Source organism: Burkholderia sp. LMG 13014 (genome assembly GCF_905232215.1).
Lineage (GTDB): Bacteria > Pseudomonadota > Gammaproteobacteria > Burkholderiales > Burkholderiaceae > Burkholderia.
In genome coordinates, this window is record NZ_CAJNKE010000050.1 from 1 (window position 1) to 23,190 (window position 23,190).

Annotated in this window: 24 protein-coding genes; 8 read left to right on the plus strand and 16 right to left on the minus strand. The window is 61.5% G+C overall.

Annotated features, from left to right (window positions below; genetic code table 11):
• The coding region (locus JYJ84_RS09125; RefSeq protein ID WP_205189168.1) for an MFS transporter at nt 1-609 on the plus strand (609 nt) is incomplete at its 5' end.
• Nucleotides 610-666: 57 nt separating this feature from the next.
• Nucleotides 667-1,986: a chloride channel protein gene (locus JYJ84_RS09130; RefSeq protein ID WP_175221181.1), complete on the plus strand. Its 1,320-nt coding sequence runs from the start codon at nt 667-669 to the stop codon at nt 1,984-1,986.
• 207 nt (nt 1,987-2,193) lie between these two features.
• On the opposite strand, the gene JYJ84_RS09135 is transcribed toward JYJ84_RS09130, so the two are convergent.
• From JYJ84_RS09135 to JYJ84_RS09150, 4 genes are all read right to left on the minus strand, one after another.
• Entirely contained in the window at nt 2,194-2,586 is a 393-nt protein-coding gene (locus JYJ84_RS09135) for a hypothetical protein (RefSeq protein WP_175221182.1), read from the minus strand.
• A gap of 222 nt (nt 2,587-2,808) precedes the next feature.
• Nucleotides 2,809-3,435, minus strand: coding sequence for a ubiquinol-cytochrome c reductase iron-sulfur subunit (gene petA, locus JYJ84_RS09140; protein WP_175221183.1), 627 nt, complete (start codon nt 3,433-3,435; stop codon nt 2,809-2,811).
• 96 nt (nt 3,436-3,531) lie between these two features.
• The gene (locus tag JYJ84_RS09145; protein ID WP_236027344.1) at nt 3,532-3,966 is read right to left on the minus strand and encodes a carboxypeptidase regulatory-like domain-containing protein; all 435 of its coding nucleotides are present in this window, start codon (nt 3,964-3,966) and stop codon (nt 3,532-3,534) included.
• Between the two features lie 49 nt (nt 3,967-4,015).
• Nucleotides 4,016-5,482 carry a PDZ domain-containing protein gene (locus JYJ84_RS09150; protein ID WP_236027343.1) on the minus strand — a complete coding sequence of 489 codons (1,467 nt, stop codon included), beginning with the start codon at nt 5,480-5,482 and terminating at the stop codon, nt 4,016-4,018.
• A 470-nt stretch (nt 5,483-5,952) separates the two neighbouring features.
• On the opposite strand from JYJ84_RS09150, the gene JYJ84_RS09155 reads away from it, so the two are divergent.
• Entirely contained in the window at nt 5,953-7,197 is a 1,245-nt protein-coding gene (locus JYJ84_RS09155) for a sodium:proton antiporter (protein WP_175221184.1), read from the plus strand.
• Between the two features lie 18 nt (nt 7,198-7,215).
• On the opposite strand, the gene JYJ84_RS09160 is transcribed toward JYJ84_RS09155, so the two are convergent.
• The 9 genes from JYJ84_RS09160 to atpD are packed head-to-tail and all read right to left on the minus strand — an operon-like array spanning nt 7,216 to nt 13,810.
• Nucleotides 7,216-8,073, minus strand: a complete 858-nt coding sequence (locus JYJ84_RS09160; RefSeq protein ID WP_175221185.1) for a F0F1 ATP synthase subunit gamma — start codon at nt 8,071-8,073, stop codon at nt 7,216-7,218.
• Complete coding sequence (locus JYJ84_RS09165) at nt 8,070-9,617, minus strand: F0F1 ATP synthase subunit alpha (protein ID WP_175221186.1); 1,548 nt, start codon at nt 9,615-9,617, stop codon at nt 8,070-8,072. Before JYJ84_RS09165 ends, JYJ84_RS09160 begins: the two co-directional genes overlap by 4 nt.
• Nucleotides 9,595-10,347: a F0F1 ATP synthase subunit B gene (locus JYJ84_RS09170; RefSeq protein WP_175221187.1), complete on the minus strand. Its 753-nt coding sequence runs from the start codon at nt 10,345-10,347 to the stop codon at nt 9,595-9,597. Before JYJ84_RS09170 ends, JYJ84_RS09165 begins: the two co-directional genes overlap by 23 nt.
• A gap of 9 nt (nt 10,348-10,356) precedes the next feature.
• Complete coding sequence (locus JYJ84_RS09175) at nt 10,357-10,605, minus strand: F0F1 ATP synthase subunit C (RefSeq protein WP_124496478.1); 249 nt, start codon at nt 10,603-10,605, stop codon at nt 10,357-10,359.
• Nucleotides 10,602-11,300: a F0F1 ATP synthase subunit A gene (locus JYJ84_RS09180; protein ID WP_175221188.1), complete on the minus strand. Its 699-nt coding sequence runs from the start codon at nt 11,298-11,300 to the stop codon at nt 10,602-10,604. Before JYJ84_RS09180 ends, JYJ84_RS09175 begins: the two co-directional genes overlap by 4 nt.
• Complete coding sequence (locus JYJ84_RS09185) at nt 11,297-11,581, minus strand: ATP synthase subunit I (RefSeq protein WP_046549032.1); 285 nt, start codon at nt 11,579-11,581, stop codon at nt 11,297-11,299. The genes JYJ84_RS09180 and JYJ84_RS09185 overlap by 4 nt, the downstream gene beginning before the upstream one ends.
• Before the next feature lie 3 nt (nt 11,582-11,584).
• A complete protein-coding gene (locus JYJ84_RS09190) occupies nt 11,585-11,929 on the minus strand; it encodes an AtpZ/AtpI family protein (RefSeq protein ID WP_175221189.1) in 345 nt (114 codons plus the stop codon).
• Nucleotides 11,919-12,383 carry a F0F1 ATP synthase subunit epsilon gene (locus JYJ84_RS09195; protein WP_175221190.1) on the minus strand — a complete coding sequence of 155 codons (465 nt, stop codon included), beginning with the start codon at nt 12,381-12,383 and terminating at the stop codon, nt 11,919-11,921. The genes JYJ84_RS09190 and JYJ84_RS09195 overlap by 11 nt, the downstream gene beginning before the upstream one ends.
• On the minus strand, nt 12,380-13,810 hold the full coding sequence (gene atpD / locus JYJ84_RS09200) for a F0F1 ATP synthase subunit beta (RefSeq protein ID WP_175221191.1): 1,431 nt from the start codon (nt 13,808-13,810) through the stop codon (nt 12,380-12,382). Before atpD ends, JYJ84_RS09195 begins: the two co-directional genes overlap by 4 nt.
• Before the next feature lie 324 nt (nt 13,811-14,134).
• Between atpD and JYJ84_RS09205 the strand changes: the two genes are divergently transcribed.
• Nucleotides 14,135-14,824 carry a CBS domain-containing protein gene (locus tag JYJ84_RS09205; RefSeq protein WP_175221192.1) on the plus strand — a complete coding sequence of 230 codons (690 nt, stop codon included), beginning with the start codon at nt 14,135-14,137 and terminating at the stop codon, nt 14,822-14,824.
• A gap of 148 nt (nt 14,825-14,972) precedes the next feature.
• Here JYJ84_RS09205 and JYJ84_RS09210 read toward each other — a convergent pair whose 3' ends face one another.
• On the minus strand, nt 14,973-15,563 hold the full coding sequence (locus tag JYJ84_RS09210) for a cytochrome b (RefSeq protein ID WP_175221193.1): 591 nt from the start codon (nt 15,561-15,563) through the stop codon (nt 14,973-14,975).
• A gap of 24 nt (nt 15,564-15,587) precedes the next feature.
• Nucleotides 15,588-15,962, minus strand: a complete 375-nt coding sequence (locus tag JYJ84_RS09215; RefSeq protein WP_175221194.1) for a cytochrome b562 — start codon at nt 15,960-15,962, stop codon at nt 15,588-15,590.
• 164 nt (nt 15,963-16,126) lie between these two features.
• On the opposite strand from JYJ84_RS09215, the gene JYJ84_RS09220 reads away from it, so the two are divergent.
• The 4 genes from JYJ84_RS09220 to JYJ84_RS09235 all read left to right on the plus strand — a co-directional run bounded on the left by JYJ84_RS09220 (nt 16,127) and on the right by JYJ84_RS09235 (nt 22,137).
• Nucleotides 16,127-16,789, plus strand: a complete 663-nt coding sequence (locus tag JYJ84_RS09220; RefSeq protein WP_175221195.1) for a response regulator — start codon at nt 16,127-16,129, stop codon at nt 16,787-16,789.
• On the plus strand, nt 16,789-18,138 hold the full coding sequence (locus JYJ84_RS09225; RefSeq protein ID WP_175221216.1) for an ATP-binding protein: 1,350 nt from the start codon (nt 16,789-16,791) through the stop codon (nt 18,136-18,138). Before JYJ84_RS09220 ends, JYJ84_RS09225 begins: the two co-directional genes overlap by 1 nt.
• 155 nt (nt 18,139-18,293) lie before the next feature.
• Entirely contained in the window at nt 18,294-18,614 is a 321-nt protein-coding gene (locus JYJ84_RS09230; protein ID WP_175221196.1) for a DUF4148 domain-containing protein, read from the plus strand.
• A gap of 586 nt (nt 18,615-19,200) precedes the next feature.
• The gene (locus JYJ84_RS09235) at nt 19,201-22,137 is read left to right on the plus strand and encodes a Tn3 family transposase (protein ID WP_175984775.1); all 2,937 of its coding nucleotides are present in this window, start codon (nt 19,201-19,203) and stop codon (nt 22,135-22,137) included.
• Nucleotides 22,138-22,666: 529 nt separating this feature from the next.
• Here the strand turns inward: JYJ84_RS09235 and JYJ84_RS09240 are convergent.
• Nucleotides 22,667-22,981: a hypothetical protein gene (locus JYJ84_RS09240; RefSeq protein WP_059524277.1), complete on the minus strand. Its 315-nt coding sequence runs from the start codon at nt 22,979-22,981 to the stop codon at nt 22,667-22,669.
• Nucleotides 22,982-23,190 lie beyond the last annotated feature (209 nt).

The following is a 23,190-nucleotide window of genomic DNA, read 5'->3' on the forward strand; positions in this document are numbered from 1 at the left end:
GACGCGGCGAAGCCCGTGCACGTGCCCGCGCCGTTCGCCGAGGTGCTGCACAACGTCGAACTGCTGCGCCTGAACTTCGGCGTGCTGGTGCTGCATGCGACGCAGACGGCGCTGTTCCTCGTCGTGCCGCGCCTGCTCGTCGACGGCGGCGTGCCGGTCGCTTCGCACTGGAAGGTCTACCTGCCGGTGATGGGGCTCGCGTTCGTGATGATGGTCCCGGCGATCATCGTTGCGGAAAAACGGGGCAAGATGAAGCCGGTGCTGCTCGGCGGCATCCTGGCTATCCTGATCGGCCAATTGTTGTTGGGCAGCGCGCCGCATACCATCCTGATTGTGGCGGCAGTTCTTTTCGTCTACTTCCTCGGCTTCAACATCCTGGAAGCGTCGCAGCCGTCGCTCGTATCGAAGCTCGCGCCCGGTTCGCGCAAGGGCGCGGCCACGGGGGTTTACAACACCACGCAGTCGATCGGGCTCGCGCTCGGCGGCATCGTGGGCGGCTGGCTGCTGAAGCAGGGCGGCCCGAACATGGTGTTTCTGATGTGCGCCGGCATGGTAGCAGTGTGGTTGGCGATCGCATTCGGCATGAAGCCGCCGCCGCGGCGAACCTGAACGATCAGGACATCGTTTGAAAATGAACAAGACTGACGAGTGGGCAGGGGGAGACCGATGATCCGCATTTCCGCGCTCGCAGATCGACGCGCGTTGCTGCATGCGCGGCGTCTGTGGCTTCACTATGGCGTGTTCTGGCTGGGTGCGGTGGCGGTCGGCCTCGTCGCGGTGCTTTACGCGAAGCTGATCGATTTCGGCTACGCGGTGTTTCTGGGCTATGTCGCCGAACATGCATGGTTGCCGCTGATCGTCACGCCGATGATCGGTGCGGTGACGGTCTGGCTGACGCGGAGATTCTTCGATGGTGCGGAGGGGAGCGGCATTCCACAGGTGATTGCCATGCTGCATGCGCCAGGCAACACGGGCGAGCGGCTGCTCAAGCTCCGGATCCTGATCGGGAAGATACTCGTCTCGTTCCTGGCCATTCTCGGCGGGTTCACGATCGGTCGCGAAGGCCCGACGATTCACGTCGGTGCCGCACTCATGTTCAACCTGCGGCAGTTTTATCCTCAGCGGTTTCGTGCGATTCGACCGGGCGTGCTCGAGCACCGGCTGGCCCTCGCGGGTGCCGCAGCAGGTCTTTCCGCCGCGTTCAATGCACCGCTCGCCGGTGTCGTATTCGCTATCGAGGAACTCACGCGCAGTTTCGAACAACGGACGAGTGGCGTGCTGATCACGGCGATCATCTTCGCCGGTATCGTGTCGCTCGGCATTCAGGGTAACTACGTTTATTTCGGCACGATCGACGTAGGCGCGCACCTGCCTCAGTCGCTGGCGCTTGCGGTCGTCCTCATCGGTGTGATCGCGGGCGTCATGGGCGGAATCTTCTGCTGGTTGTTGCTCAACACGCGACGCTGGATGCCGCGACGGTTTCAGGATTTTCGTGCCGGCCAGCCCGTGCTGTTCGGCGCGGCGTGCGGGCTGGTCGTCGCGGTCGTCGGCGTGGCGACGCACGGCCATACGTTCGGCAGCGGATACGCGGAAGCCCGGAGCATGCTCGAAAGCCACACGAACGTGAGCGTGCTGTACCCGGTGTTCAAGATGGTTTCGATGATCGGCTCGTACCTGCCCGGCGCGCCGGGCGGGTTGTTTGCACCGTCGCTCGCGATCGGTGCCGGGATCGGCAACACGCTGCATACCCTGTTCTCGGGCATGCAGCTGCAGATGCTGATCGCGCTTGGCATGGTCGGCTATCTTGCGGCGGTCACGCAGAGCCCGATCACTGCGTTCGTGATCGTCATCGAGATGATCAACGGCCACGCACTCGTCATCTCGTTGATGGCCACGGCGCTGATCGCCAGCCGCGTGTCGCGACTCTTTGCTCCGCCGCTGTACGAAGCGTTGTCGACACGCTATTTTCCCGCCGACCACCGATGACCTTCCGGGGCATTGTTCCAGGGCGCCGAAGATCATTGACTGCGTTCGTCTATCCTGAGCAGCAGCCACTATCCGGGTATTCGCGAGCAGTGATGTATAGGCACCACTATCGTGCGGGATGACGATGAGGGTCGCGTGTGGTGGCCGGTGCGTTGACGAGTGACCCTCGCCAATATCGGCGGATCCGCGCGGCCAGGTTGCGTGCGCTCATGATTGCGGTACGGCCGGCGTGCTTGCCGCACCATGGATCACACGGGGATGGAGACAGCCCCGCACCATCGACAAATAGAGTCCGTCGGTACGGCGCAGACGGAAATACTCGATGCGTGAATGATGCCCGTCCGGCACGATACGCAGCCCGACCGGCACCCCTCTGAAGAACGATTCGGCGCGCAACGTAATCGTTCCGGCGCGCTCGCCGAGATGCAACTGCCGCGTGCTCTGTTTCCACCGACGAGCGACGCAATCCGCGACTTCCGTCGCGGATATGTTGGACTTCGCGGAGAACACGGGCGACTGTCCCAATGCACCCTCGCGACGGGAACACGCGATGAGGAGCACGCAGATTCCCGCGGCAATTGTCATGTGCCAGATGTTCAACGGTGTCCTCTCGATGCCACGCGGCAGAAGCCGAATCCATCGGCCAAGTTGCGTCACGGTGTGACATAAAAGATGAGCGGCAGCGGTGGATTGATGACTGGAACGCTCGCATGACGAGAAGCGCCAGACGCTTCAGATGCACCCGACGGGAAGTGAACCACCCCTACGCTTCAACCGTGATCGTTGCGCGCGGGAATGAGCAACTCCGCGGGTTTGTCGACGCTATGCTGCGCCATGTTCGTCCTGACCGATCAGCAATTCGGTTGGTGACAGGAACATGTAGCGAGGAACGTCGAGGTTCTGCGGGGCCGGCTTGTCGCGGAATACACGCCCTGCCAGATCGTAGGTTGACCCGTGGCATGGACACAGGAAACCGCCTGGCCAGTTGTCGGGCAGGTTCGGCTGGGGCCCGGATTGAAACCTGGGGGTCGGCGTACAACCGAGATGCGTGCACACGCCGACGACGACGAGAATGTTCCGATGGTCGGGCCGCGAGCGAAACGGGTTTTTGCAATAGTTCGGCAGCGGCATCGAGAACGCGTGAAGCGAGTCGGGATCCGCGACCAGTGGGGTCGCCTTGGTGACGCTTGCGAGCATGGCGGGCGACCGGTTGACGATGAACACCGGTTTGCCTCGCCATGCAGCCGTCAACATCCCGCCCTCCGACAACTGACTGATGTCGACCTTGACAGGGGCGCCTGCCGCGAGTGCGCTGGCGGGCGGGGTCAGCGAATCGACAAAGGGTATTGCCGCTGCTATCGAGCCGACGCCGCTCGCGACGGTTGTCGCGATCAACCAACGACGGCGATTGACGTCGGGTCCCGCAGACTCGATCGGCTTCTCGTCCATGTCCACTCCTTCGAGACAAAAGGCGCTCGTGCTGTCACGGCTGCTGCCGTTCCTGAGACGGTGGCCGAACGGGGCAGCCCGGCGCCTCGTGCCGATTCACATCGTCCAGACGAACACCGCATGGGAATGCGATGACGCCTGTACGGCGACGCTCCGACGCATGACTTTCCCGTGATACGTGGCCGTCACGGCATAGTGCCCGGCCGGCATAGATACGAGCAGAAAAGGTCCGGCAGTCACCGTCGAGAGCACGGTCTTGCCATGTGCGTCGACGATCTGCACCGGGATATCTGCCAAATATTCGTTCCCGCTGCTCGTGTGTCCCGCGAACTCGAGCGCGAGCGAATATTTGGCCATCTGCTGTTTGATCGCGGCCGATTGGTCGCTCCCGATTCCGCCGGACAGATAAGTAACCTGGCCTGAATGCTCGAGTGACGGAAGCGACGTCTGCTCGGCGGCCAACCCGCTTCTGGCGAACACGGCAATCGCTGCAGTCGCGACGCCGAGCGCCATTCTGGATGAGGACTTCATGATTGCCTCCTGCTCCGCTCCATGTCGACGTGTTCGCGTCGAAACGCTTTCAGCCCACCTCCATGGTGACGAACATTCGCGTGCCGTTCCGGTCGACCAGGAGCGCGACATCATGAGCGGAACGCACGATTTTCCTGAAGAACTGAGCCGTACTCGTCACGGGGGTGCTGTTGATCCGCAGAATGATGTCGCCCGGTTCGATTCCGGCGAGCGCGGCGGGCCCGCTGCTTTGCTCGACGCGTACGCCACCCTGGACACCTGCAGCCCGCTCTTCGTCACCTGTCAGATTGCGTACCCCCAGTCCATATGCGCCGGAGGACGCGCGATTCTTCGTGTCGACGGGAAGGTCGTGCGAGCCCATCGACGACAGAACCACCGCCGCGTGACGGACGGCACCATTTCGCCAGTAGCCGAGATCGACCGTGGCGCCAGGGCTCAGATCGGCCACTGCCGCTGGTAAATGTGTCGAATCTGAAACTGCCGAGCCGTTGATCCCAACGATGACGTCGCCTGCCCGCATGCCGGCCTTGGCTGCAGGGCCACCCGAGTCGACCGACGTGACGAGCGCGCCATTCGGCCGCGTCAATCCGAACGATCGGGCGAGCGGATCCGTCAAGTCTTGCACGGCGACACCGATGCGCCCATGGGTGGCCTTGCCATGCAACTTCAACTGGCGTTCGACCTTCATGGCTTCGTCGATTGGTATCGCGAAGGCGAGACCCTGGTACGCGCGGCCGTCGTCCGGAAGCGGCGTTTCGATACCGACGACTTCACCCTTGAGGTTCAGGAGCGGACCACCGCCATCGCCGGCGTTCTCCGTGAGATCGGTCTGGATCAATGGCGCGTACGATTGGTCTGGAAGCAGACGAGAGGTATTGCTTACGATGCCCCTCACGATCGAGTTCCCGAGCCCGTATGGGGAACCCATCGATGCGACCCATTCGCCGGCTTTGAGCGCCGTGGGCGAACCGATTCTGGCAACCGGCAACCCTTTCGCGGAAATTTGAAGCAGCGCGACGCCGCTTGCCGGGTCGCTACCGATTACTTTGGCGGGATAGGTTCGCCCGTCAGCGAGGGAGACGGTGATTCCAGAGGCACCGGCAATGTCGCCGGCATCCGTGAGGATGTCCCCGTCCGGCGAGATGATGAAGCCGCTGGCGTGTTGTCGCGCGAGGGTACCGCGATCGTCGCCAGGTGCGGGAGAGAATTCCCTGAAGAAGCGAAGGAACGGATCGTTTCCAACGCCTGGCGGAGGCCATAGTTGCTTCAAACCCGATGCCGTGTCGAGTGGAGATGCGTTGACCGCTACGACAGCGGGGCCGTCTACCCTCGCCATGTTCTCGAAGTCGGACACGATTCCCGGATAGGCCGCCGTGTCCGACGTTGCGGAGAGCGCGAGTTGAGGCGCCCGCGTTGCCTGCGCCGGGGCAAGCGATTCCTTCGACATGCAACTTGCCGACAACGCTGCAATGGCGACACTGGCGATCGCGATACGGTTGAATCCGATGCTTGCCATGACTACGCTCCTGTCGCGCGGAGCCGAACCGGTTGAGCGAAGCCGTCGGTAGGGCAATTTCGTGACGCGACGATTTCACCGTAGGTCGCGAGAATTAAATTGCGCTTAAGAAGCCGGGATGGGTGTGGCCGATTGTCTTGGGGCACGATGATTTTCGCGCCCGGGCATCCAGCCCGGCTTCGGCCAGGCGGACGTCGTATTGCACATCGTGTGTGCGCCGGAGCATGCGGGCACGGGGGATGTCCCGAGCCAATTCCGCGCCAGGTTCAGGTCATGTCACGATGTGACATTAACGCTGACCGGCGCCGATATTGGTGATGTATGCGCCTTCGCGCCGCGGTACGATCTGACGAATGCATCAAATCCTGAACTTGATTCACCTCGGAAAATGCGTCGCCGTGTGCACTGCGGTAGGCATTCGGTCATGGAGTGGGGCTCCCAACTTTCAGCAGGAACTCGGATAGGTAAACATGACGTTCTTCCAAGCGCTGACTGCCTTGATTGTCCTGGCTGCACTAGGTAGCTACGTCAACCACCGCGCTTTTCGTTTGCCACCGACTATCGGGGTGATGACGATCGCGCTCGTCGTTACCGTCCTGCTCGTCACGCTGGGAGAAATCGGGGAAATCGACGTCGCGCGGTATACGCGACTGATCCCGGAGATTGACTTTAGCGAACTCCTGTTTCATGGCTTCCTGCCATTTCTGCTGTTCGCCGGTGCATTGCATGTCGATTTTGGCGACCTACGTCAGGTCAAGTGGACAGTCGGTGTGCTCTCGACCGTCGGCACACTGATCTCCACCGCCGTTGTGGGCATCGCGTTCTGGTACGCGTCGTCGTGGGTGGGCGTTCGGATAAGCTTCATGTATGCATTGCTGTTCGGGGCGCTCATATCCCCCACTGATCCGATTGCCGTGATGAGCATCATCAAGAAGGCGGGTGCTCCGAAGGAACTGGAAACCCGGATTACCGGGGAAAGTCTCTTCAACGACGGTGTGGGTGCGATCGTTTTTCTGACGCTGCTGGGCATAGCGACTGGTGCTCATGACCCGGCGCCGATCACCATTGCGTTTCTGTTTCTTCAACAGGCCGTTGGAGGCGCAGTGGCGGGATGGGTGACCGGTTGGCTCGTCTTCCGCCTCGTCAGCAGCATTGACAATCACCATGTCGAGATCTTGCTATCCATCGCGCTCTGCATGGGATCGTATGCGCTGGCAGAGGTTGCACGGGCATCGGGCCCTATCGCGGTGGTGGTGGCCGGACTATTCGTTGGTAACAAAGGAGGGATGACGGCGGCGGCCGGGCAGGCAGGCGATTATCTGAGCATATTCTGGGAGGTCGTCGATGAGATGATGAACAGCGTGCTCTTTCTTCTGATTGGCCTGGAGGTTGTTTCGATCCATCAGACCGGACCGTATCTGATAGCGGGTCTCGTTGCCATCATCTGTGTGCTCGTCGGCCGAGCGGTGAGCGTGGCTATACCGCTCTGGGCAATCAATCTGCGTATCCGGTTTCCCAAAGGCACAACCACGCTGCTGATCTGGGGCGGCCTCCGCGGTGCCATCTCGATTGCGCTCGCGCTATTGCTTCCTCGTGGTCCGGAGCGTGAGCTGGTCGTGACCGTCACCTATGTCGTTGTTGTGTTCTCCGTGCTGACACAGGGAATGACGTTCGGATGGTTTCTCCGGAAGTTGACGGCGGCCTCGAACCGGTAAATGCAATCCCGTCGCGAATCATGGGACGAAGCCCCCGTCAACGGTCGATAGTTCAACGATTTCGGCAGTGATTTGCTCCTGCCTCAAGCGGTGATAGTCCCGGTTCAGGCGCTGCGCGGTGTCGTCGATATTGCGTTTCGCCGCGATCATCGCGCGCATACGCGCTTCGTTCTCCGCGGCGAACGACAGGATGATGGCCTCGCAAACCTGCGTGTAGACATATTCCTCGGCGAGTCTTTCCTGCAGTTGCCGTATCGGGAGCGTGACAACCGGCGGAAAGGGACGCTTGACCGGTTCGAATCGCCGGAAATCGAAGGGCAACAGCGATGTCGTCAGGATGGCCGCTTCGCTGATCGCCTGCGGTACACCGTGCACGAGCGTGACATGCGACGCGTTGCCGTGACGCAGGCGACGATACAGCGCATCGATGATCTTCGCCGCGAGATCGGACACGGCATCGGCGTGAACGATCATTTCCGACGACCAGGTCACCGGGAGGCCAAACTCCTCGGCCGCACGCCGTGCGCGATCGCCCACGACGAAATACTCGACGGCGCCTGCCGGCGGCCGGCGGATTGCCTGAAGCACACGTTGATTGTAGGTGCCGACGAAACCGTGTTCCGCGCCGATGACGATGTAGACATGGGTGTCGCCCGGAAGCGGCGACCCCGGGTTCTCCAGCGGCCGTAGTACGGCAATGCTTATCGCATCGGCGATCGCAAGGCCGATCAGATCGGCGCATGCCCGGATTCCCGGCAGGCGCGCGAGTGTTTCTCGCGTGCGCGTCGCGGCGATGCCGCGCATCGCGCTCACCACGGATTCCAGTTCGCGTACCGTACCCAGTCGGTTCTGGACGTCGACGAGCCGATTGCTCATCGGTCGCTCCGGATTTCCGCCGATTGCGGCACGAGATCGCGGACGATGCGAACGAGCTCGGCGCGATCATCGGATGAAACTTGGTCGCCGGCAATGAGCATGGCACCGAGCTTGGTCGCAATACCAGTCGAATCGAGGCGGGCGGGAAGGGCGACTCGCACCGCAGCGATCGCCGACGGCGCGCATCCATCGAATACACCGTCGGCCAGCGCAAGCAGCAATGCGATCTCGCCGACCGGGCGTAGCGGCGCGAATCGCGGCTGCGCAATCAATGCGCGAATGCGTTCCCCACGATCGATTTGCGCCTTGATTCGGGTATCGCTGAGCCCGCCGAAGCGCGTGAACATCTCGAGCTCGAGAAACTGCGCGTAATCGAGCCGCAATCGTCCCGACGCAGCTCTCAGTGCCGGGAGCTGGGCCTTGCCGCCGACCCGGCTGATGCTGAGCCCGACATCGATGGCGGGGCGCTGGTTGGCCGCGAACAGGTGGGCGTCGAGCACGATCTGCCCGTCGGTAATCGAGATCAGATTGGTTGGAATGTAGGCCGCGAGATTCCCGGCATCGGTTTCCGCAATGGGCAGCGCGGTCAACGAACCGCCACCGCGCTCCGCGGAAAGCTTGGCGGCACGTTCGAGCAAGCGCGCATGCAGATAGAAGATATCGCCCGGATAGGCTTCCCGCCCGGGAGGATCTCGCGCCAGCAACGCCAGCTCGCGATGGGTTGCGGCGTGCTTGGTCAGATCGTCGATGACCACGAGCGCGTGCTGACCCCGATCCCGGAAGTATTCCGCGATGCTGAACGCGGCGAACGGTGCGATCCATTGCAGACCGGGCGGATCGGCCGCCGACGCGACGACAAAGATGCAGCGCTCGGGTGCGCCGTGCTGCCGAACCGCGTCGATCACGCGTTCGACCGCGGTGGCCCGCTGGCCGATCGCCACGTACACGCAGATCACGTCGGAATGCTTCTGGTTGACGATCGTGTCGACCGCGACGGACGTCTTGCCCGTTGCACGATCGCCGATGATCAGCTCACGCTGCCCGCGGCCGATCGCGAACAGCGCATCGATCAGGAGGATGCCTGTCTCGACCGGCTGAGAGACCGGTGCGCGTTCGATGATCGACGGCGCGACGCGTTCGATCGGAAGGGTCGACGACCATTTCGGCGGCTGGCCGCGATCGAGCGGCCTCCCGAGCGGATCGACGACGCGCCCGAGCAGGTTCGGGCCAACCGGTACTTCGACGACGCGGCCGGTGCCCGATACGCGCGTGCCGGCCGCAATGGCGCGGCCGTCGTCGAGCAACACGCAACTGAGCGTGTCGACGTCCAGCTTGAGCGCGAAACCGAACTGTCCTCCGTCGAACTGCAGCAACTCGTTCAGGCGAACATGCGCAAGGCCGCTCACCCGGGCAATGCCGTCAGCGATGTGCTCGACGCGCCCGACCGATTCCGCCTGCGGGGCGAGATTCAGCGCCGCCAGCACGGTTCTGCCGTCGGTCAGCCACGCATCGTCGGTGCCGTCACGGGTGTCGTTCGTCGCCATGGGAAATGAGGTCGCTTGTCAGGGATTCCAGACTATGTCGAAAGCTGTTTCGCACGATGACGTGCGGCGCGACGAGTTCGAGCCCCGCGATCAAGGTCGGATCGACGTCGGCCTGCATCGGCACGTCGTGACCCAGCGCCGTTGCGAGCATCGCGCGACAGCGGGCCAGCTCGTCGTCGCGTAACCTACGCGGGGCGATCAGGCGCAGCATTTCGCCGTCGCGGCCGAGGCCAGCGCGGTCCTCCGCAGGCAATTCCCGGACGGCTTCGGCGAGTGGCTCGATGAAGCCTTCCACCAGCGTGCCGGCCGGGAGTGTCGTGAGTAACCGGGCCGCGATGTCGATCGCAAACTGGCTGGCCCGTGCCGCGTTGGCGCGCAGCGCGTCTTTCTTCATCGCTTCGATCTCGGCCTCGGCAGCTTTTCTCAGCGCATCGGCCTCGGCACGTGCGTCCGCGAGCAGCGACGCTTGAAGGTGCTCAAGCTCGGTTGCGGCCGCACTCATTCGTTCCACACGCATGGCCTCCTGTGCGGCAATGTCTTTGGCCGCCTCGTCGCGATCCCGCTGCGCGGCATCGCGGGCGGCCGCGGCATCATGCATCAGGCGCGCAGCGGCTTGCTGACGATCCGCCATGATCCCGGCAACCGGCTTGAACAGAAAGCGCGACAGCAGCCAAATCAGGACGACGACGTTGATCGTCTGGAAGCCGAGTGTCCACCAGTCGATTCGCATGGCCAATGCTTACTTGGTAAACGGATTGGCGAACAGAACGAGCAGGGCGACCACGAGACAGTAGATCGCCATGGTTTCGATCATGGCCAAGCCGACAAACAGCGTTCGCGAAATCGTACCGGCCGATTCCGGTTGGCGCGCCAATGCATCCATCGCGGCAGCGACGGCGCGGCCCTCGGCCAGTGCCGGGCCGATTGCGCCGAAGGAAACGGCGATCGCGGCCGCGACGATGCTTGCCAGTTGAATCCAGTTGTTCATGATGATCCTTGCGGTGGATGCGATGCGGGCGCGCCTTCGCTGCCGAGCGCGGCGCCGATGAAGACTGCTGCGAGTACCGTGAAGATGTACGCCTGAACCGCGCCTGTCAGCAGGTCGAGCGCCATGAGCGGAATCGGAACCAGCAGGCCAGCGAGCGACAGTACGATGCCGATCACGAACACGCCGCTCATGACGTTGCCGAACAGGCGCACGATCAGTGAAAAGGTACGGGTTATCTGCTCGACCAGATTGAGCGGAATCATGATCCAGGTCGGTTGTGCGAACGACGCGAGATACCGGGCGAGCCCGCGCTCGCGGATGCCGTAAAGTACCGTCGACACGAAGACGACGCCGGCAAGGGCGGCGTCGGTTTCCAGATGGGCGGTAGGCGGCTCGACACCCGGGATCACGCCGGACCAGTTGCACGTCAGGATGAACAGGAACAACGTTCCGAGCAACGCCCTGCAACGCGCGGGTTCAACTTGCATCGTGTCCTGCAACTGGCTGTCGAGTGTCGAGACGAACAACTCGGCCGCCGTCTGGAGTTTGCCCGGCGTCAGCGACAGTCGCCGGCGCATCGCGACCGCGGCGACGCCAATGAGCGCCATCAGCACCCAGGTGGTTGCCACCGGCGTCGAGACGGGCACCTCCCCGATGCGAAACAGCGGTTCGGTCATGAGCGGTGAATGCATCATGACGAACCTCCCGGCAACCGGATCATCACGCGGCGAGCGAGCATGATGCCGACGAGGCCGCTCAGCAACGCACCGTATCCGATTTGCGCGAGGCCAAACAGCACCAGGGCGAGCGTGCCGAAGCGAACGAGATGCACGATGACGGCGATACCGATCGCATCCCGTGCATACCAGCGCACGTTGGCGAGTAGCGACGCGAAATAGGCAAGGCCGACGATCCCGCCGGTTATTCCGCCGGCGGCAGTCTGGAGGGGAAGGGACAACGTCTGGATCGGTATCATGTTTCAGCTCCCTGGACCCTGGCGATGCATCCAGCGCCATGCGGACCACAGACCGAACGCCGCGCCCAGCATCAGCAGCGGCGCGGAGAAGAACACGCCGGTATGAAAATGCCGGTCGAGCCAATGCCCCAGCCATAACGCCAGCAAGGCCGGAATCACGATCATCCAGCCAAGCATGCCGATCTGTCCGAGTCGGGAGCCCAGTGTCGGCTCCGGCACGTCACGCGCCTGCCTGTCGCGCTGGACGGCGCGTTGAGCGGTCTGCTCGAGTACCGGTGCGCCGGGCTCGCGGGTTTTCGCCTCCGGGCCGGATCGGGCAGGCGCGTCCTTTCGGGGTTCACCGCTCATGTCCGGCGCCCTCGTTGGTACCGTCAGAGCGGGCTGCCATGTCCGGCGCACCGGGACGCAGATACTTCAGTATCTGCCGAATGGCTTGGGCATTGAGGCGTGTTTGCTCGACGCGCACTCTGCGCGCCGCATCGAGACGCGATTCGCGGGTTTCCCGCACGCGGGCTTGCAGTGTATCGAGCGCATCGCCGAGTTCGCCGTCACGGCACGCGATACTGATGTCCGTGCCGTTGACGACCCGCAACACGCCGCTGCTTACCGCGCAAAACCGGCGCGTGCCGTCCGCAGTCCGCCAACGGATGACACAGGGTGACAGCACGGTCAGAAAATCGGTATGCCCGGGCAGAACACCGAAACTGCCGGTCGCATCCTCCGCACGGAAGGCAACGACATCCGGTGTATCGACCAGCATTCCGGCGGGCGTCGCGATGGTCAGGTGGAGCGCGGTGCTCATGATGTTTCCCGCTCCCGTTCGCGGGCTTCGTCAAGCGTCCCGATCATGTACAGCGATTGTTCCCGCCACGCGTCGCATTCGCCGTCGAGAATGGCCCGGCATCCGGCAATGGTGTCGTCGACCGCGACGGAGCGGCCCGGCACACCCGTGAACGCTTCGGTGACGGCGAACGGCTGGGTCAGAAACCGCTGCAGACGGCGGGCCCGGCCGACGATCCGGCGGTCGTCCGCGCCCAATTCCTCGATACCTAGCAGCGAAATGACATCCTGCAACTCTCGGTAGTGCTCGATCGTGCGCCGCACGTCGGTTGCGACCTGAACGTGGTCGGCGCCGACCACCAGCGGATCGAGCAGGATCGACGACGACGTGATCGGATCGATCGCCGGATACATGCCTTCGGCGGCCATCGTGCGCGACAGGACGACCATGCTGTCGACGTGCGCGGCGATGGTCGTGACGGCAGGGTCCGTGAAATCGTCCGCCGGAACGTAGACCGCCTCGATCGCCGTGATCGAGACGCCGCCGACGGACACGATGCGCTCCTGCAACGCCGCCACTTCGCTCGCCAGCGTCGGCTGATAGCCGACGCGTGACGGGAGCCGCCCGAGCAAACCCGACACTTCGGCGCCGGCCTGGACGAAGCGGAACACGTTGTCCATCAGGAGCAGCACGTTCTGGTGCTGTTCGTCGCGAAAATATTCTGCGACGGTCAGGGCGGTCAGCGGAACCCGCCAGCGCGCGCCTGGCGGCTCGTTCATCTGGCCGTATACGAGCACGGTCTTGGGCAGCACACCGGAATGCTGCATGTCCACCAGCAGTTCATGGCCTTCTCGCGAGCGCTCCCCGACGCCGGCGAACACCGATATTCCCTGGTAGCGCTCGACCATCGCATGAATCAGCTCCATGACGAGGACGGTCTTGCCCACGCCGGCGCCGCCGAACATCGCTGCCTTACCGCCCCGGGCGAGCGGAGCGAGGAGATCGACGACCTTGATGCCCGTCGCGAAGATGCCGGTTGCGCTGTCCTGGGAGGACAACGCCGGTGGCGATTGATGAATGGGACGGCGCTGAACGTCGATCGGAAGCGGCTCGCCCTGGTCTCCCGGCGTACCCATCACGTCGATCAGGCGCCCGAGTACGGCGTTGCCAACCGGAACCGCGATCGGCTGACAGGACGCTTGCGCCGACGCGCCTCTCGGCATTCCGCTGGTCGACTGCATCGCCAGTGCGCGGACGGTCCGCTCATCGAGGTGAGCTTGAACTTCCGCAACGATCGAACTGCTGCCATCGACTTCGATCGAGATTGCGGTGTCCACCGGCGGCAGCATGCCGGCGGGGAACGCGAGATCGACGACCGCGCCGCGAACGGCGACGACGTGTCCGGGAAGCCGCGGGCTGGAAACACTGGCGATCGATGCATTGTTCATCGGTATTCGTCGCGATTGGGGGCGCCCGGGCACGGGTCCGTGCAGTACGGAGCCGTGCCACGGGCAAAGGCCACGGCCAATATTTACTGCGACGCATCCTGCCGACGATTGATCGTGATCAAGGAGCTTGCGGGCCGGGCGGCAGAGAGGTGAGGGTATGGACGTTCACGGCAAATTTGCGGTGATACTCGGCAATCGGCACTGTGACGACCAGATTGATGCACATCAACGAGCCGGTGCAATCGTCGCCTAACCTCGATATCGGAAACGTTGGCAAGCGCCGGCTGTCGGGCGCGAGACTGAAACAGCTACGAGGAGCCGACAATGCACGCCATTGACGTCATGACACCCACAATCATTTCTGTGAAACCGGACATGACCGTTCAACAAACGGCAGCGCTGCTCGTCGAGAACGGAATAAGCGGTGCGCCTGTGATCGACGCGAATGGACGTCTGGTCGGAATGATCAGCGAGTCGGATCTGGTGCGCCGCGTGGAGATCGATACAGACAGGCCGCATCGCGCCTGGTGGCTCGAACTGCTGACTGCTCGTCGCGACGATGCGGCCGACTATGTGAAAACGCACGCGCATCTCGTGAAAGATGTCATGACGAAGCACGTCGTTACCGTCCAGGAAATGACGCCGATCGACGAGCTGGCTCACATCCTCGAGAAGGCGCACATCAGGCGGGTTCCGGTCGTGCGCGGAAACGAGGTCGTTGGAATCGTGAGCCGGGCGAATCTGGTTCAGGCGCTTGCGATTTCGCCGTCGACACCGAACCAGCAGCAGATTTTGAGCGATCGCGAGATTCGAGGCATGCTGTTGGCCGAGATCGCGGGCCACAAATGGAGCTTTCCCGGTCGCAACATTATCGTCAAGAACGGAATCGTTCATCTTTGGGGCTACTACGCGTGGGCACCGAACGAGGTACAAGCGATGCGCGTCGCGGCAGAGGGCATCCCGGGCGTGAAAGGTGTGGAGGACCACACTGGCACATCGCATTCAGGTGCGTAGGAAGAGGGGCGTCGCAGGTACGTATATGGCTGGCGTTGAATTGGCGACCCATCGTCGCTTTAGGTACAAAAAGAATTGATCACCGCCGGCTCGCCGTTGGCGATGGTCGTTGCGCTTATTCTCGTCACCACGAGACCGGGCAACTCGGTCAACGAGGATCGTATTCCCGTCTGCGAACGATATCCTCAGTTCGAGCCTCGTGCTGGTCGGCACGCGTCGGCCAGGGAAGGATGCGCGGCAGAATGTTTTCAGCTCGGATCACTCGATGCGCCATTGCGCCGAGCACGTGGAAGCCGACCACGACGGCAAGCCCGTATGCCGTCAGTGCATGCAGTTCACCTAGCCAATGCGATAGAGCTCGGCTCTTGGGTACCAGTGTCGGCAACGAAAGCAAGCCGAAGCAACTGGCCGTATGCCCAGCCGCGTTTGTCTTCATCCACCCGATCAGAGGGATGGTGAACATCAACACGTAAAGCAGGCCGTGGACGGCGTGCTCGGCGAGGCGTGCGGCCGAGCCCGCCGGATTGGCTGACGTCGGCAGCCGGTGCTGGACGCGCAATCGATTCGCGATGCGCGCCAACACAAGGCAAAGGATGACAATGCCGATCGACTTGTGCAGTCCGACAAGGTCTTCGTTGTCGTCCAGCAGCAAGCCGATGATCAGGTTTCCGACCAGTGCGGCGGCCAACAGCCAGTGCAGCAGGCTCATCGAAAGCGGGTAGCGGGTAACGATTTTCATGGTGATGTCTCTCGCCCAGCCTGATCATCCAAGCAGATCGTGATAATGCTTTTTCGTGCCGTTGATCCGTCGCAACGCTTGCTTGGCCGCAGGCAGATCATTGGCCCGGATCGCACGGTCGACTTCGGTCAACTCATCCCGTAATGCGTGCATGCCTTCGTCGTAGGTGGCTTGGTCGTCGCGATATGGCTGGCGGCTGACTTGCTGCACGTCGCTTTCGAGTCGGGCAATGTAGCCGCTCAGTTCCGGAATCGTGTGGCTGGCCATTGCACCTTGCATGGCATGCTTCATGTCTCTCATCAGGATCTTGATTTCGCCTGCGAAGGCTGGCACGGCGACCGCGGAGAGCAGAACGCCAAGCACGGCGCATAGACGTAGGCGAAACGGAAGGGTATGCATGGTCGAGGATCGATTGTGGGGATCAATGACCGCGACCTTATGGCGCTGACGTTAACGAATTCTTAAGGGCAGAATTTTTCTAAGGCTCGCTTGATACCCGACCGTGCGAGCGGTTATCGTGCCGAAGTGGACGGCACGTCAGGACGAACGGGAAAAGCGACACCATGCGAGTGCTACTCGTGGAGGATGACAAGCTGATCGGGAGCGGGGTGGAGGATGGCCTGATCGAAGCCGGCATGACTGTCGACTGGACGAATGACGGTCGTCATGCTCAGTTGGCGCTCGAAACCACACCGTACGATCTCGTCGTGCTCGACTTGGGGTTGCCGCGGATGTCGGGAACCGAATTGCTTGGCTGGATTCGCAAGCGCGGTGATCACACACCCGTGCTCGTGATGACGGCGCGCGATACGGTAGCTGACCGTGTGAGCGGGTTGAGCGCGGGCGCCGACGACTATCTCGGCAAGCCATTCGACCTGACCGAACTGATCGCGCGCTGTCGCGCGTTGGTTCGACGTTCGCAGGGCCGTAGTACCGATACGATCGAGCACGGAGACATGTCGATTGATCCTGCGTTACTGACTGTAACGCGCGGAACCGAGCGCATCGTTTTGACTGCGCGTGAGTGCGCACTGTTGGTCGAGTTACTGGCGAATCAGGGCCGCCCGTTGTCACGCGCGCGCCTCCAGGACAGCCTGTACGGTTGGAACGAGGAAATCGAAAGCAATGCGATTGAGGTGCACGTTTCGAATCTGCGCAAAAAACTGGGTGCGCATCTGATACGTACGATTCGCGGTGTCGGTTATGTGGTGGAGAAAGCGTCGTGATGCGATCGATTCGGCAACGACTGACCTTGCTGGTGTTGTCTGGTGTCGTGGCAGTTTGGTCCTACTCGCTGGTTTCGAGCTATCGCCAGGCGATTCACGAGGCCGAGGAGTGGGACGAAACGCGTATCGAACAGATGGCAAGGGCGCTTGCCGCGCTTGATGCATCTGACATCCCGGTCTTCGCGGAAATTGTCCTTGGTTCGGGGGAGGACAGCGATGGCGACAACGATGCGTCACCGCGCATGCTGTATCAGGTCAGCGACACCGGTGGGCGAATCCTGGCTGCCAGTCCTGGGCTGGACTCGCTCGATCTACCTGTGTTTCCTGATGCGGCATCGAGCCCGACCCGGTTCGGCAACCCGAAATGGCACGCGTATGTGCTGACTGATGGCACGCGCGGCCGAATCGTGCGCATCTTCGAGCAACGCACGCACCGGTCGGACCTGTCCGCGGAGGTGGCGCGCCGCGTCGCCCGGCCGCTGGCCTTCGCCTTGCCCGTACTGGCCGTGCTTATCTGGTTGGCCATCGGGCGCAGCCTCACGCCGCTACGGACGCTGTCCGGGGCGATCGAGGCACGTTCACCCGACAGCCTCGATGCAATCGGCACGAAAGGTATTCCCGACGAAGTACGGCCGCTCGTCGCGGCGCTCAATACGTTACTGCAGCGTCTGCGCGCCTCGCTCGATCGCGAGCGCGCCTTCACTAGCGACGCGGCACATGAACTCAAGACTCCGCTCGCCGCGCTCAAGGTACAGGCGCAGGTCGCGCTTACGGCGCGCGATCCGGACCGTCAGCGGCGCGCGATGCAACGGGTCGTCGAGGGTGTTGATCGGAGCACGCATCTGGCCGATCAACTGCTTGCGCTGGCGCGACTCGACGAGACGGTGCAGATGTCGGGCGAGGACGTTGATCTCGCGCGCGTGGTCCAGACCTGCATGATCGACTATCAGGCGCGTGCGGATCGCAAGCAGATGTCGCTGATTTCACGCGTTGACGGTCCGGTTATCGCACATGCTCCGTCGACGCTGGTACGCGCCCTGCTCGACAATCTCATCGACAACGCGATCAAGTACGGTCATGAGCAGGGACGCGTCGAGATCTCGTCGTGGCAGGATGCCGGCGTGATCGGCATCCAGGTTCGGGACGACGGTCCCGGCGTTTCGAGCGAGGATCTGTCCCGACTGCAGGATCGCTTCTTTCGCGGAGCGGATCACGACGAAAGCGGGAGCGGCCTCGGGCTGTCCATCGTTGCGCGCATCGTGGCCAAACTGGGTGGAAGTCTGACGTACGTCGACGGGTTGGATGGCAACGGCTTCGGTGTGCGCGTGACGTTTCCGTTGTCGGCTTGATCGGAGCCAGCGATTGAGGCTCCGCTCCGTTCTCCCGAGCGAGATGCGTTCGAGAATGCAAAGTTAACATTGCCTTCAGGTTGAACTGCGCATCCTGTCTGCATGGCAGACGAGGCGTTCTCGGCTGCCGCCCCTGTTCACTGGAGGTCAAGATCATGAAAATCGCTATCCGTACCATCATGCTAGCGGCAGTCATCGTCCCCACGATCGCATCGGCAGCTCAATCGGGCAGCGGTCTGACCCGAGCAGAAGTTCGCGCCCAGATTGCACAGCTCGAGCAAGCCGGTTATAACCCGGCCCGAAAGGACATTGATTATCCGCGATCGATTCAACAGGCCGAGGCACGCGTTCGGTCTTCGGAAGCGACGAGGCGAGCCGATGCGTCGGGCTATGGGTCGGCACAGCCAGAGGGTTCGGGTTCTGGCCCGGCTGTACATAGCCACGCTAGCGCGCGCTCGTTGTACCTGCATCATTGACGTGATACGCATGCCGTCGTTGAGTTGAGCGGCGTCGTCGCCTGGTCGGACGCTTACTTGTCCATTCGATTGTTATCTTCTAGCAAACCGATTCGAGGTACGACAAAATTCGATTTAAGTAGTCGAAAAAAGACCCGGTGTTGAACCGGGTCAAACGAGAACGGCAAGCGGGCACCCCGAAGACCAGGGACCGTACTGCAGTCAAAGCCGTGTTTGCCGTCACTCGGCGTGGACGATCAAAGCATGATCAGTGCTGGCTCCGATACATAAGAATGGCACGCGACGCTTAAGTCATCCTTAAGTCCATATATCGCATTTATGTAGGATAACGAATCAATTTGACATAAGCTAAACTAGCGATTTTTTAGGGTCGCAAGAAAATACTGGTTCGAGCAAGCTACTCGCCAAGCATTCGGCTCGGTCGCAACGACGACACCTCGTGCAGTTTTATTGCCGCGGCTCGCCATCGTTCCGACACCATTCTTAGGCGATCGACCGCTACAGCTGCCATCCCGACTTTCCCCGTAGCACCTCATTTTTTGCCTCGCTACGCTGGGCCGCTCTCGTCATCGATGCGGAGTCGCTGATGGACCACTGGCGATTGGCTTATCTCGGGATCCGGCAGGTGCCGCGCGAGCTGAGCGAGTTCGAGCTCGCCACATTCTTCACGTTCTCCAAGCGCGAGCGTGTTGCCATTGATTCACGACGCACCGATCTCTTTCGGCTCGCAGTCGCGTTGCACATCGGCTTTCTGCGCATGACCGGCCGGCCGCTCGGCTCGTACAAACAGATCCCCACTGTTCTCTGGCGACATCTTGGCCGGCAGCTGAATGTAAAGCCGCCAGACCTCGGCACGTTACGTTCACTTTACGATGGCAACCTCAAGACCTTATCCGACCACCAGCGCTTTGCTCGGGACGCCATCAATTTTCGCTCCATCGCGGAACATCAACGTCGGTATGTCATCCGTTGGCTCAAAGAACAACTTACCGGCCGCCCGGAACGCGGACAGTTGACGAACGATCTCAAACGTTGGTTCTACGACCATCGCATAGTGATACCACCGGAGCGCATGCTCAGGCAGTTTGTCGTTCAGGCCGTACGCGACATTGAGGGGCAACTGCACGGCGCGCTCGAGCATGTTGTCGGTATGGAAAAACTCGAAAGTTGGGCGAGAATTCTGGCACAGCCCCATGGCGAACATTCAAGTCTCCAGCGATGGCTGTGGGCCGTCCCGTTGCGTAACTCGACCCATCAGATGAGCGAGATCCTCGACAAAGTCAATTTGCTCACGATGCACGAGGTGACAACGCGTTGGCCGGTTGAATGCAACGATGCCATGGTGCGCCACTACGCCCGCCGTTGTGCAAGTCGCCCGCCATCGATCAGCAAGCGAATCGAACCCCAAAGCCGACGAATCGAAGCCGCCTGTTTCATGCGGTATTCCCTCTGTATTGCGACTGATCAGGTACTCGAGATGCTCCGGCGATGGGTACTGAAGGTTGTCAACGACACGTCACGCGAAGTGGATGCGATGCGGATGAAGGCCGCGGATCAACTCCGCGAGTTCGCGCTTGCCGTCAAAGCACTCGCCAATGATGAAACCCTCTCACGCGAACAGCTCGGTGAGAAGCTTTGTCTGCTTGCAGATGATGTCTTGCAACCGCATCCTATCAGCCGTCGGAGCCAGATACGGCAGTGCCTGGTCCGAAAGCGGTACTACGCCCGTAACCTTTTGAATCGGATCGTGCAGCTGCCGTTCGAGGCCGAGGGTGCTCATCCTGTAGTCGATGCTCTCTCGTTACTACGTGTGCTATATCGACGTCGCGCTTATCTCCTGCCCGACGGGATCAATATCAGGCTTGGGCGCGCGTGGCGCGAGGCGATCGATGGTTACGACCGGCTGCGGGCCATGGTTGCTTTCGAGTGGGCCACCCTCTTTGCGCTCCGTGTCGCCCTGCGCAACGGCTCGGTTTTCATCAACCACAGCTTCTCGTTCAGAAGTCAGTCGCATATGCTGATCTCGGCCGAGCAGTGGAAGGCAAAGCGGAACAATCACTATGGACACCTCGGCCTGCCACAAGACCCGAACGAATTTCTCGGACCAATCCTTGAACAGCTCGAACAGCGCCTCGCATTACTCGATGATGCCGTGGTCAATGGTTCGATCCGGGTTGATACTGCTGTCCACCTCGACCCGATTGCTGCGCAGGATCCAGACGCAGAAGCCGATCAACTTCGCCGTCAGATCTTCGAAGCTCATCCGCCAGGCCAATTTCCCGAGATCATCCTCGAGATCGATAGTGCGACACGCTTCAGTTGGACCCTGCTTGGACGCGAGCCGCGGTCGCGCACCGAGTTACTGATGGTGTATTCGGCGATACTGGCTCACGGTACATCGCTGACGGCTGCTGATATTTCTAGGATGGTCCCGGAAGTGTCAACTGAAGCGATTCGCCAAATGATGAAGCGTCTCGCGGACGAACGAATGCTGCGTACAGCGGCCGACGCCGTCCTTGAATTCATGCACGAGCACCCAATCGCCGTCCACTGGGGCCGAGCCGACCTAGCATCGTCTGACATGATGTCGCTGGAGACAACCCGGACGATTTGGCGAGCGCGGGCGGACCCTCGTCGCCGGACTCCATCCATTGGGATGTACACGCATGTGCTGGATCGCTGGGGCATTTTCTACGACCAGCCCATCATCCTGAATGAGCGACAGGCAGGTGCCGCAATCGAGGGCGTCGTCCGGCAAAGCGCAACCAAGGACATCGCTCAACTCGCCGTCGATACGCACGGTTACACCGATTTCGCGATGGGCGTGTCCCGGGCACTTGGCTTTGATTTATGCCCTCGCCTGTCACACCTTCGTGACCGACGTCTGCACGTGCCTCGCAGTCAGGTGGTGCCGGCGCGGCTCGCAGGGGTCACGGATCGGGACGTCCGACTCGGTCTCATCGTTGACGTTTGGGACGAGTTCGTGAGGATCGCCGCATCGATTCGCTCTGGCCAATGCACGGCTGTCGAAGCGATTGCCAGATTCGGATCAGCTGCTCGAGGGCAGGCTGTGTACGATGGCGGCGTTCACATCGGCCGCTTATTCCGAAGTATTTTTTTGATCGACTACTTCACAAATGCCTCTTTCCGGTCGGAGTTGCAACATGCCCTGAATCGGGGAGAAGCGGTGCATACCGTGCAACGCGCAATTCACATCGGTCGCATTCCGGTGGAGCTAGCTCGGCGCCAAGAATCGCTCGCGGCAGTGTCATCGGCGTTGACCTTGCTCTCGAACATCTTGATGGCTTGGAACACCACCCACATGCAACGAGCCCTGGAGAACATCGAAGCTAGCCGGGGGCAGGCGATCGCGACCGAGCAACTCCGGCGAATCGCCCCAACTCATATCGAGGGCATCAACTTGCGCGGCACCTTCAATTTTCCCGTGTCACTGTACGCAAAGCGGATCTTGCCGAGCATCGCGGCCGACGACCCCATTCCGTCAACCAGTCGGAGCGCCTAACGACGGGGTGAAATGGCGCCGCCGGTGAAGGGATCTCTCATCTTCGATTCACCTCGTCCGGAGACACCCTCTGCTTCGTTAGCGGAGGGTAGACACTAAGCCATTGTTTTATCGGAATTAATATTTAGGGCCGCAAGGCAAGTCCTTGCCAGGCCTAAAGGCACCTAACCGGAAAAGCGCACGGAAATCAAAACCACCCCGCAATGCGACGCGCGAGGGTAACCGTCGCTGACATTCAAAAATGGCCGATAGCGTGCGTGAAGCTATCGCAGTGCTGGAAAGCCAAGTCGGAAAGCAAGGACAAGCGGCTATGCGATACGGGGTGATTGGCGGCGGACCAACCAAGACTGCCATCGAAACTGTGACGGTGTTTTCACGACAGTTCCCCGGTTTCAATAGCCACGCAGTTCGACTCAGTCCGACTGACGGTTCCAACTCGAGGATGTGTATCCGAAAGCGTACGCTGAATACTCGGACCCGGCCCCAAAACAGGCGGCAAGCTCCCGTCGACTTCCGTTTCGACCACCTTTTACGCGTCTTTGAGCCAGGGCATTTCCACGGGTGACACGACCAGTTGCCGGAATTCGCGTTTCAGATCGAAGATGAACCCGACCAGGATCATGGATTCGGCGTAAGGAATCGGAAAGACATGCGGATTTTCCGGCGTGCGCAGGGGCCGCTCGGGCGTGTCCGCTGTCGCCGCGGCGTTCTCGCGAACGCTTTCCAGTTCTTCGGCCATGGCCGGGTCGCCAACTTTCAGCACCCGGCTACGCAGGTCACTGAAGGGCTCGATGCGCGCAGCGTCTTCGTGGTATTCGGGCACTTCGTATACGAACCAGGACATTTTCGTCTCCTATGAGAAGGGGCGCTATTCTAACGCCGCGCGAGGATCTACCGAAAATCGGCCATGTTGTGCGATGGCCGTGGTCGCTGCGAGGCAGTCTGGCAAGGGCGATTTCTGACGAGGCGTGCCGCCGCAAGCATGCCAGCAGTCAGAAACACGACATCTGTAAATAGCCAAAAGCGGACATTTCAATCTAGCCACTACAATCA

What these genes read in the sequence shown, in the direction of transcription:
- JYJ84_RS09130 (WP_175221181.1), top strand. Translation starts at nt 667, where the DNA reads ATGATCCGCATTTCCGCGCTCGCAGATCGACGCGCGTTGCTGCATGCG.
- petA (WP_175221183.1), bottom strand. Translation starts at nt 3,435, where the DNA reads ATGGACGAGAAGCCGATCGAGTCTGCGGGACCCGACGTCAATCGCCGT.
- JYJ84_RS09145 (WP_236027344.1), bottom strand. Translation starts at nt 3,966, where the DNA reads ATGAAGTCCTCATCCAGAATGGCGCTCGGCGTCGCGACTGCAGCGATT.
- JYJ84_RS09150 (WP_236027343.1), bottom strand. Translation starts at nt 5,482, where the DNA reads ATGGCAAGCATCGGATTCAACCGTATCGCGATCGCCAGTGTCGCCATT.
- JYJ84_RS09155 (WP_175221184.1), top strand. Translation starts at nt 5,953, where the DNA reads ATGACGTTCTTCCAAGCGCTGACTGCCTTGATTGTCCTGGCTGCACTA.
- JYJ84_RS09160 (WP_175221185.1), bottom strand. Translation starts at nt 8,073, where the DNA reads ATGAGCAATCGGCTCGTCGACGTCCAGAACCGACTGGGTACGGTACGC.
- JYJ84_RS09165 (WP_175221186.1), bottom strand. Translation starts at nt 9,617, where the DNA reads ATGGCGACGAACGACACCCGTGACGGCACCGACGATGCGTGGCTGACC.
- JYJ84_RS09170 (WP_175221187.1), bottom strand. Translation starts at nt 10,347, where the DNA reads ATGCGAATCGACTGGTGGACACTCGGCTTCCAGACGATCAACGTCGTC.
- JYJ84_RS09175 (WP_124496478.1), bottom strand. Translation starts at nt 10,605, where the DNA reads ATGAACAACTGGATTCAACTGGCAAGCATCGTCGCGGCCGCGATCGCC.
- JYJ84_RS09180 (WP_175221188.1), bottom strand. Translation starts at nt 11,300, where the DNA reads ATGATGCATTCACCGCTCATGACCGAACCGCTGTTTCGCATCGGGGAG.
- JYJ84_RS09185 (WP_046549032.1), bottom strand. Translation starts at nt 11,581, where the DNA reads ATGATACCGATCCAGACGTTGTCCCTTCCCCTCCAGACTGCCGCCGGC.
- JYJ84_RS09190 (WP_175221189.1), bottom strand. Translation starts at nt 11,929, where the DNA reads ATGAGCGGTGAACCCCGAAAGGACGCGCCTGCCCGATCCGGCCCGGAG.
- JYJ84_RS09195 (WP_175221190.1), bottom strand. Translation starts at nt 12,383, where the DNA reads ATGAGCACCGCGCTCCACCTGACCATCGCGACGCCCGCCGGAATGCTG.
- atpD (WP_175221191.1), bottom strand. Translation starts at nt 13,810, where the DNA reads ATGAACAATGCATCGATCGCCAGTGTTTCCAGCCCGCGGCTTCCCGGA.
- JYJ84_RS09205 (WP_175221192.1), top strand. Translation starts at nt 14,135, where the DNA reads ATGCACGCCATTGACGTCATGACACCCACAATCATTTCTGTGAAACCG.
- JYJ84_RS09210 (WP_175221193.1), bottom strand. Translation starts at nt 15,563, where the DNA reads ATGAAAATCGTTACCCGCTACCCGCTTTCGATGAGCCTGCTGCACTGG.
- JYJ84_RS09215 (WP_175221194.1), bottom strand. Translation starts at nt 15,962, where the DNA reads ATGCATACCCTTCCGTTTCGCCTACGTCTATGCGCCGTGCTTGGCGTT.
- JYJ84_RS09220 (WP_175221195.1), top strand. Translation starts at nt 16,127, where the DNA reads ATGCGAGTGCTACTCGTGGAGGATGACAAGCTGATCGGGAGCGGGGTG.
- JYJ84_RS09225 (WP_175221216.1), top strand. Translation starts at nt 16,789, where the DNA reads ATGCGATCGATTCGGCAACGACTGACCTTGCTGGTGTTGTCTGGTGTC.
- JYJ84_RS09230 (WP_175221196.1), top strand. Translation starts at nt 18,294, where the DNA reads ATGAAAATCGCTATCCGTACCATCATGCTAGCGGCAGTCATCGTCCCC.
- JYJ84_RS09235 (WP_175984775.1), top strand. Translation starts at nt 19,201, where the DNA reads ATGGACCACTGGCGATTGGCTTATCTCGGGATCCGGCAGGTGCCGCGC.
- JYJ84_RS09240 (WP_059524277.1), bottom strand. Translation starts at nt 22,981, where the DNA reads ATGTCCTGGTTCGTATACGAAGTGCCCGAATACCACGAAGACGCTGCG.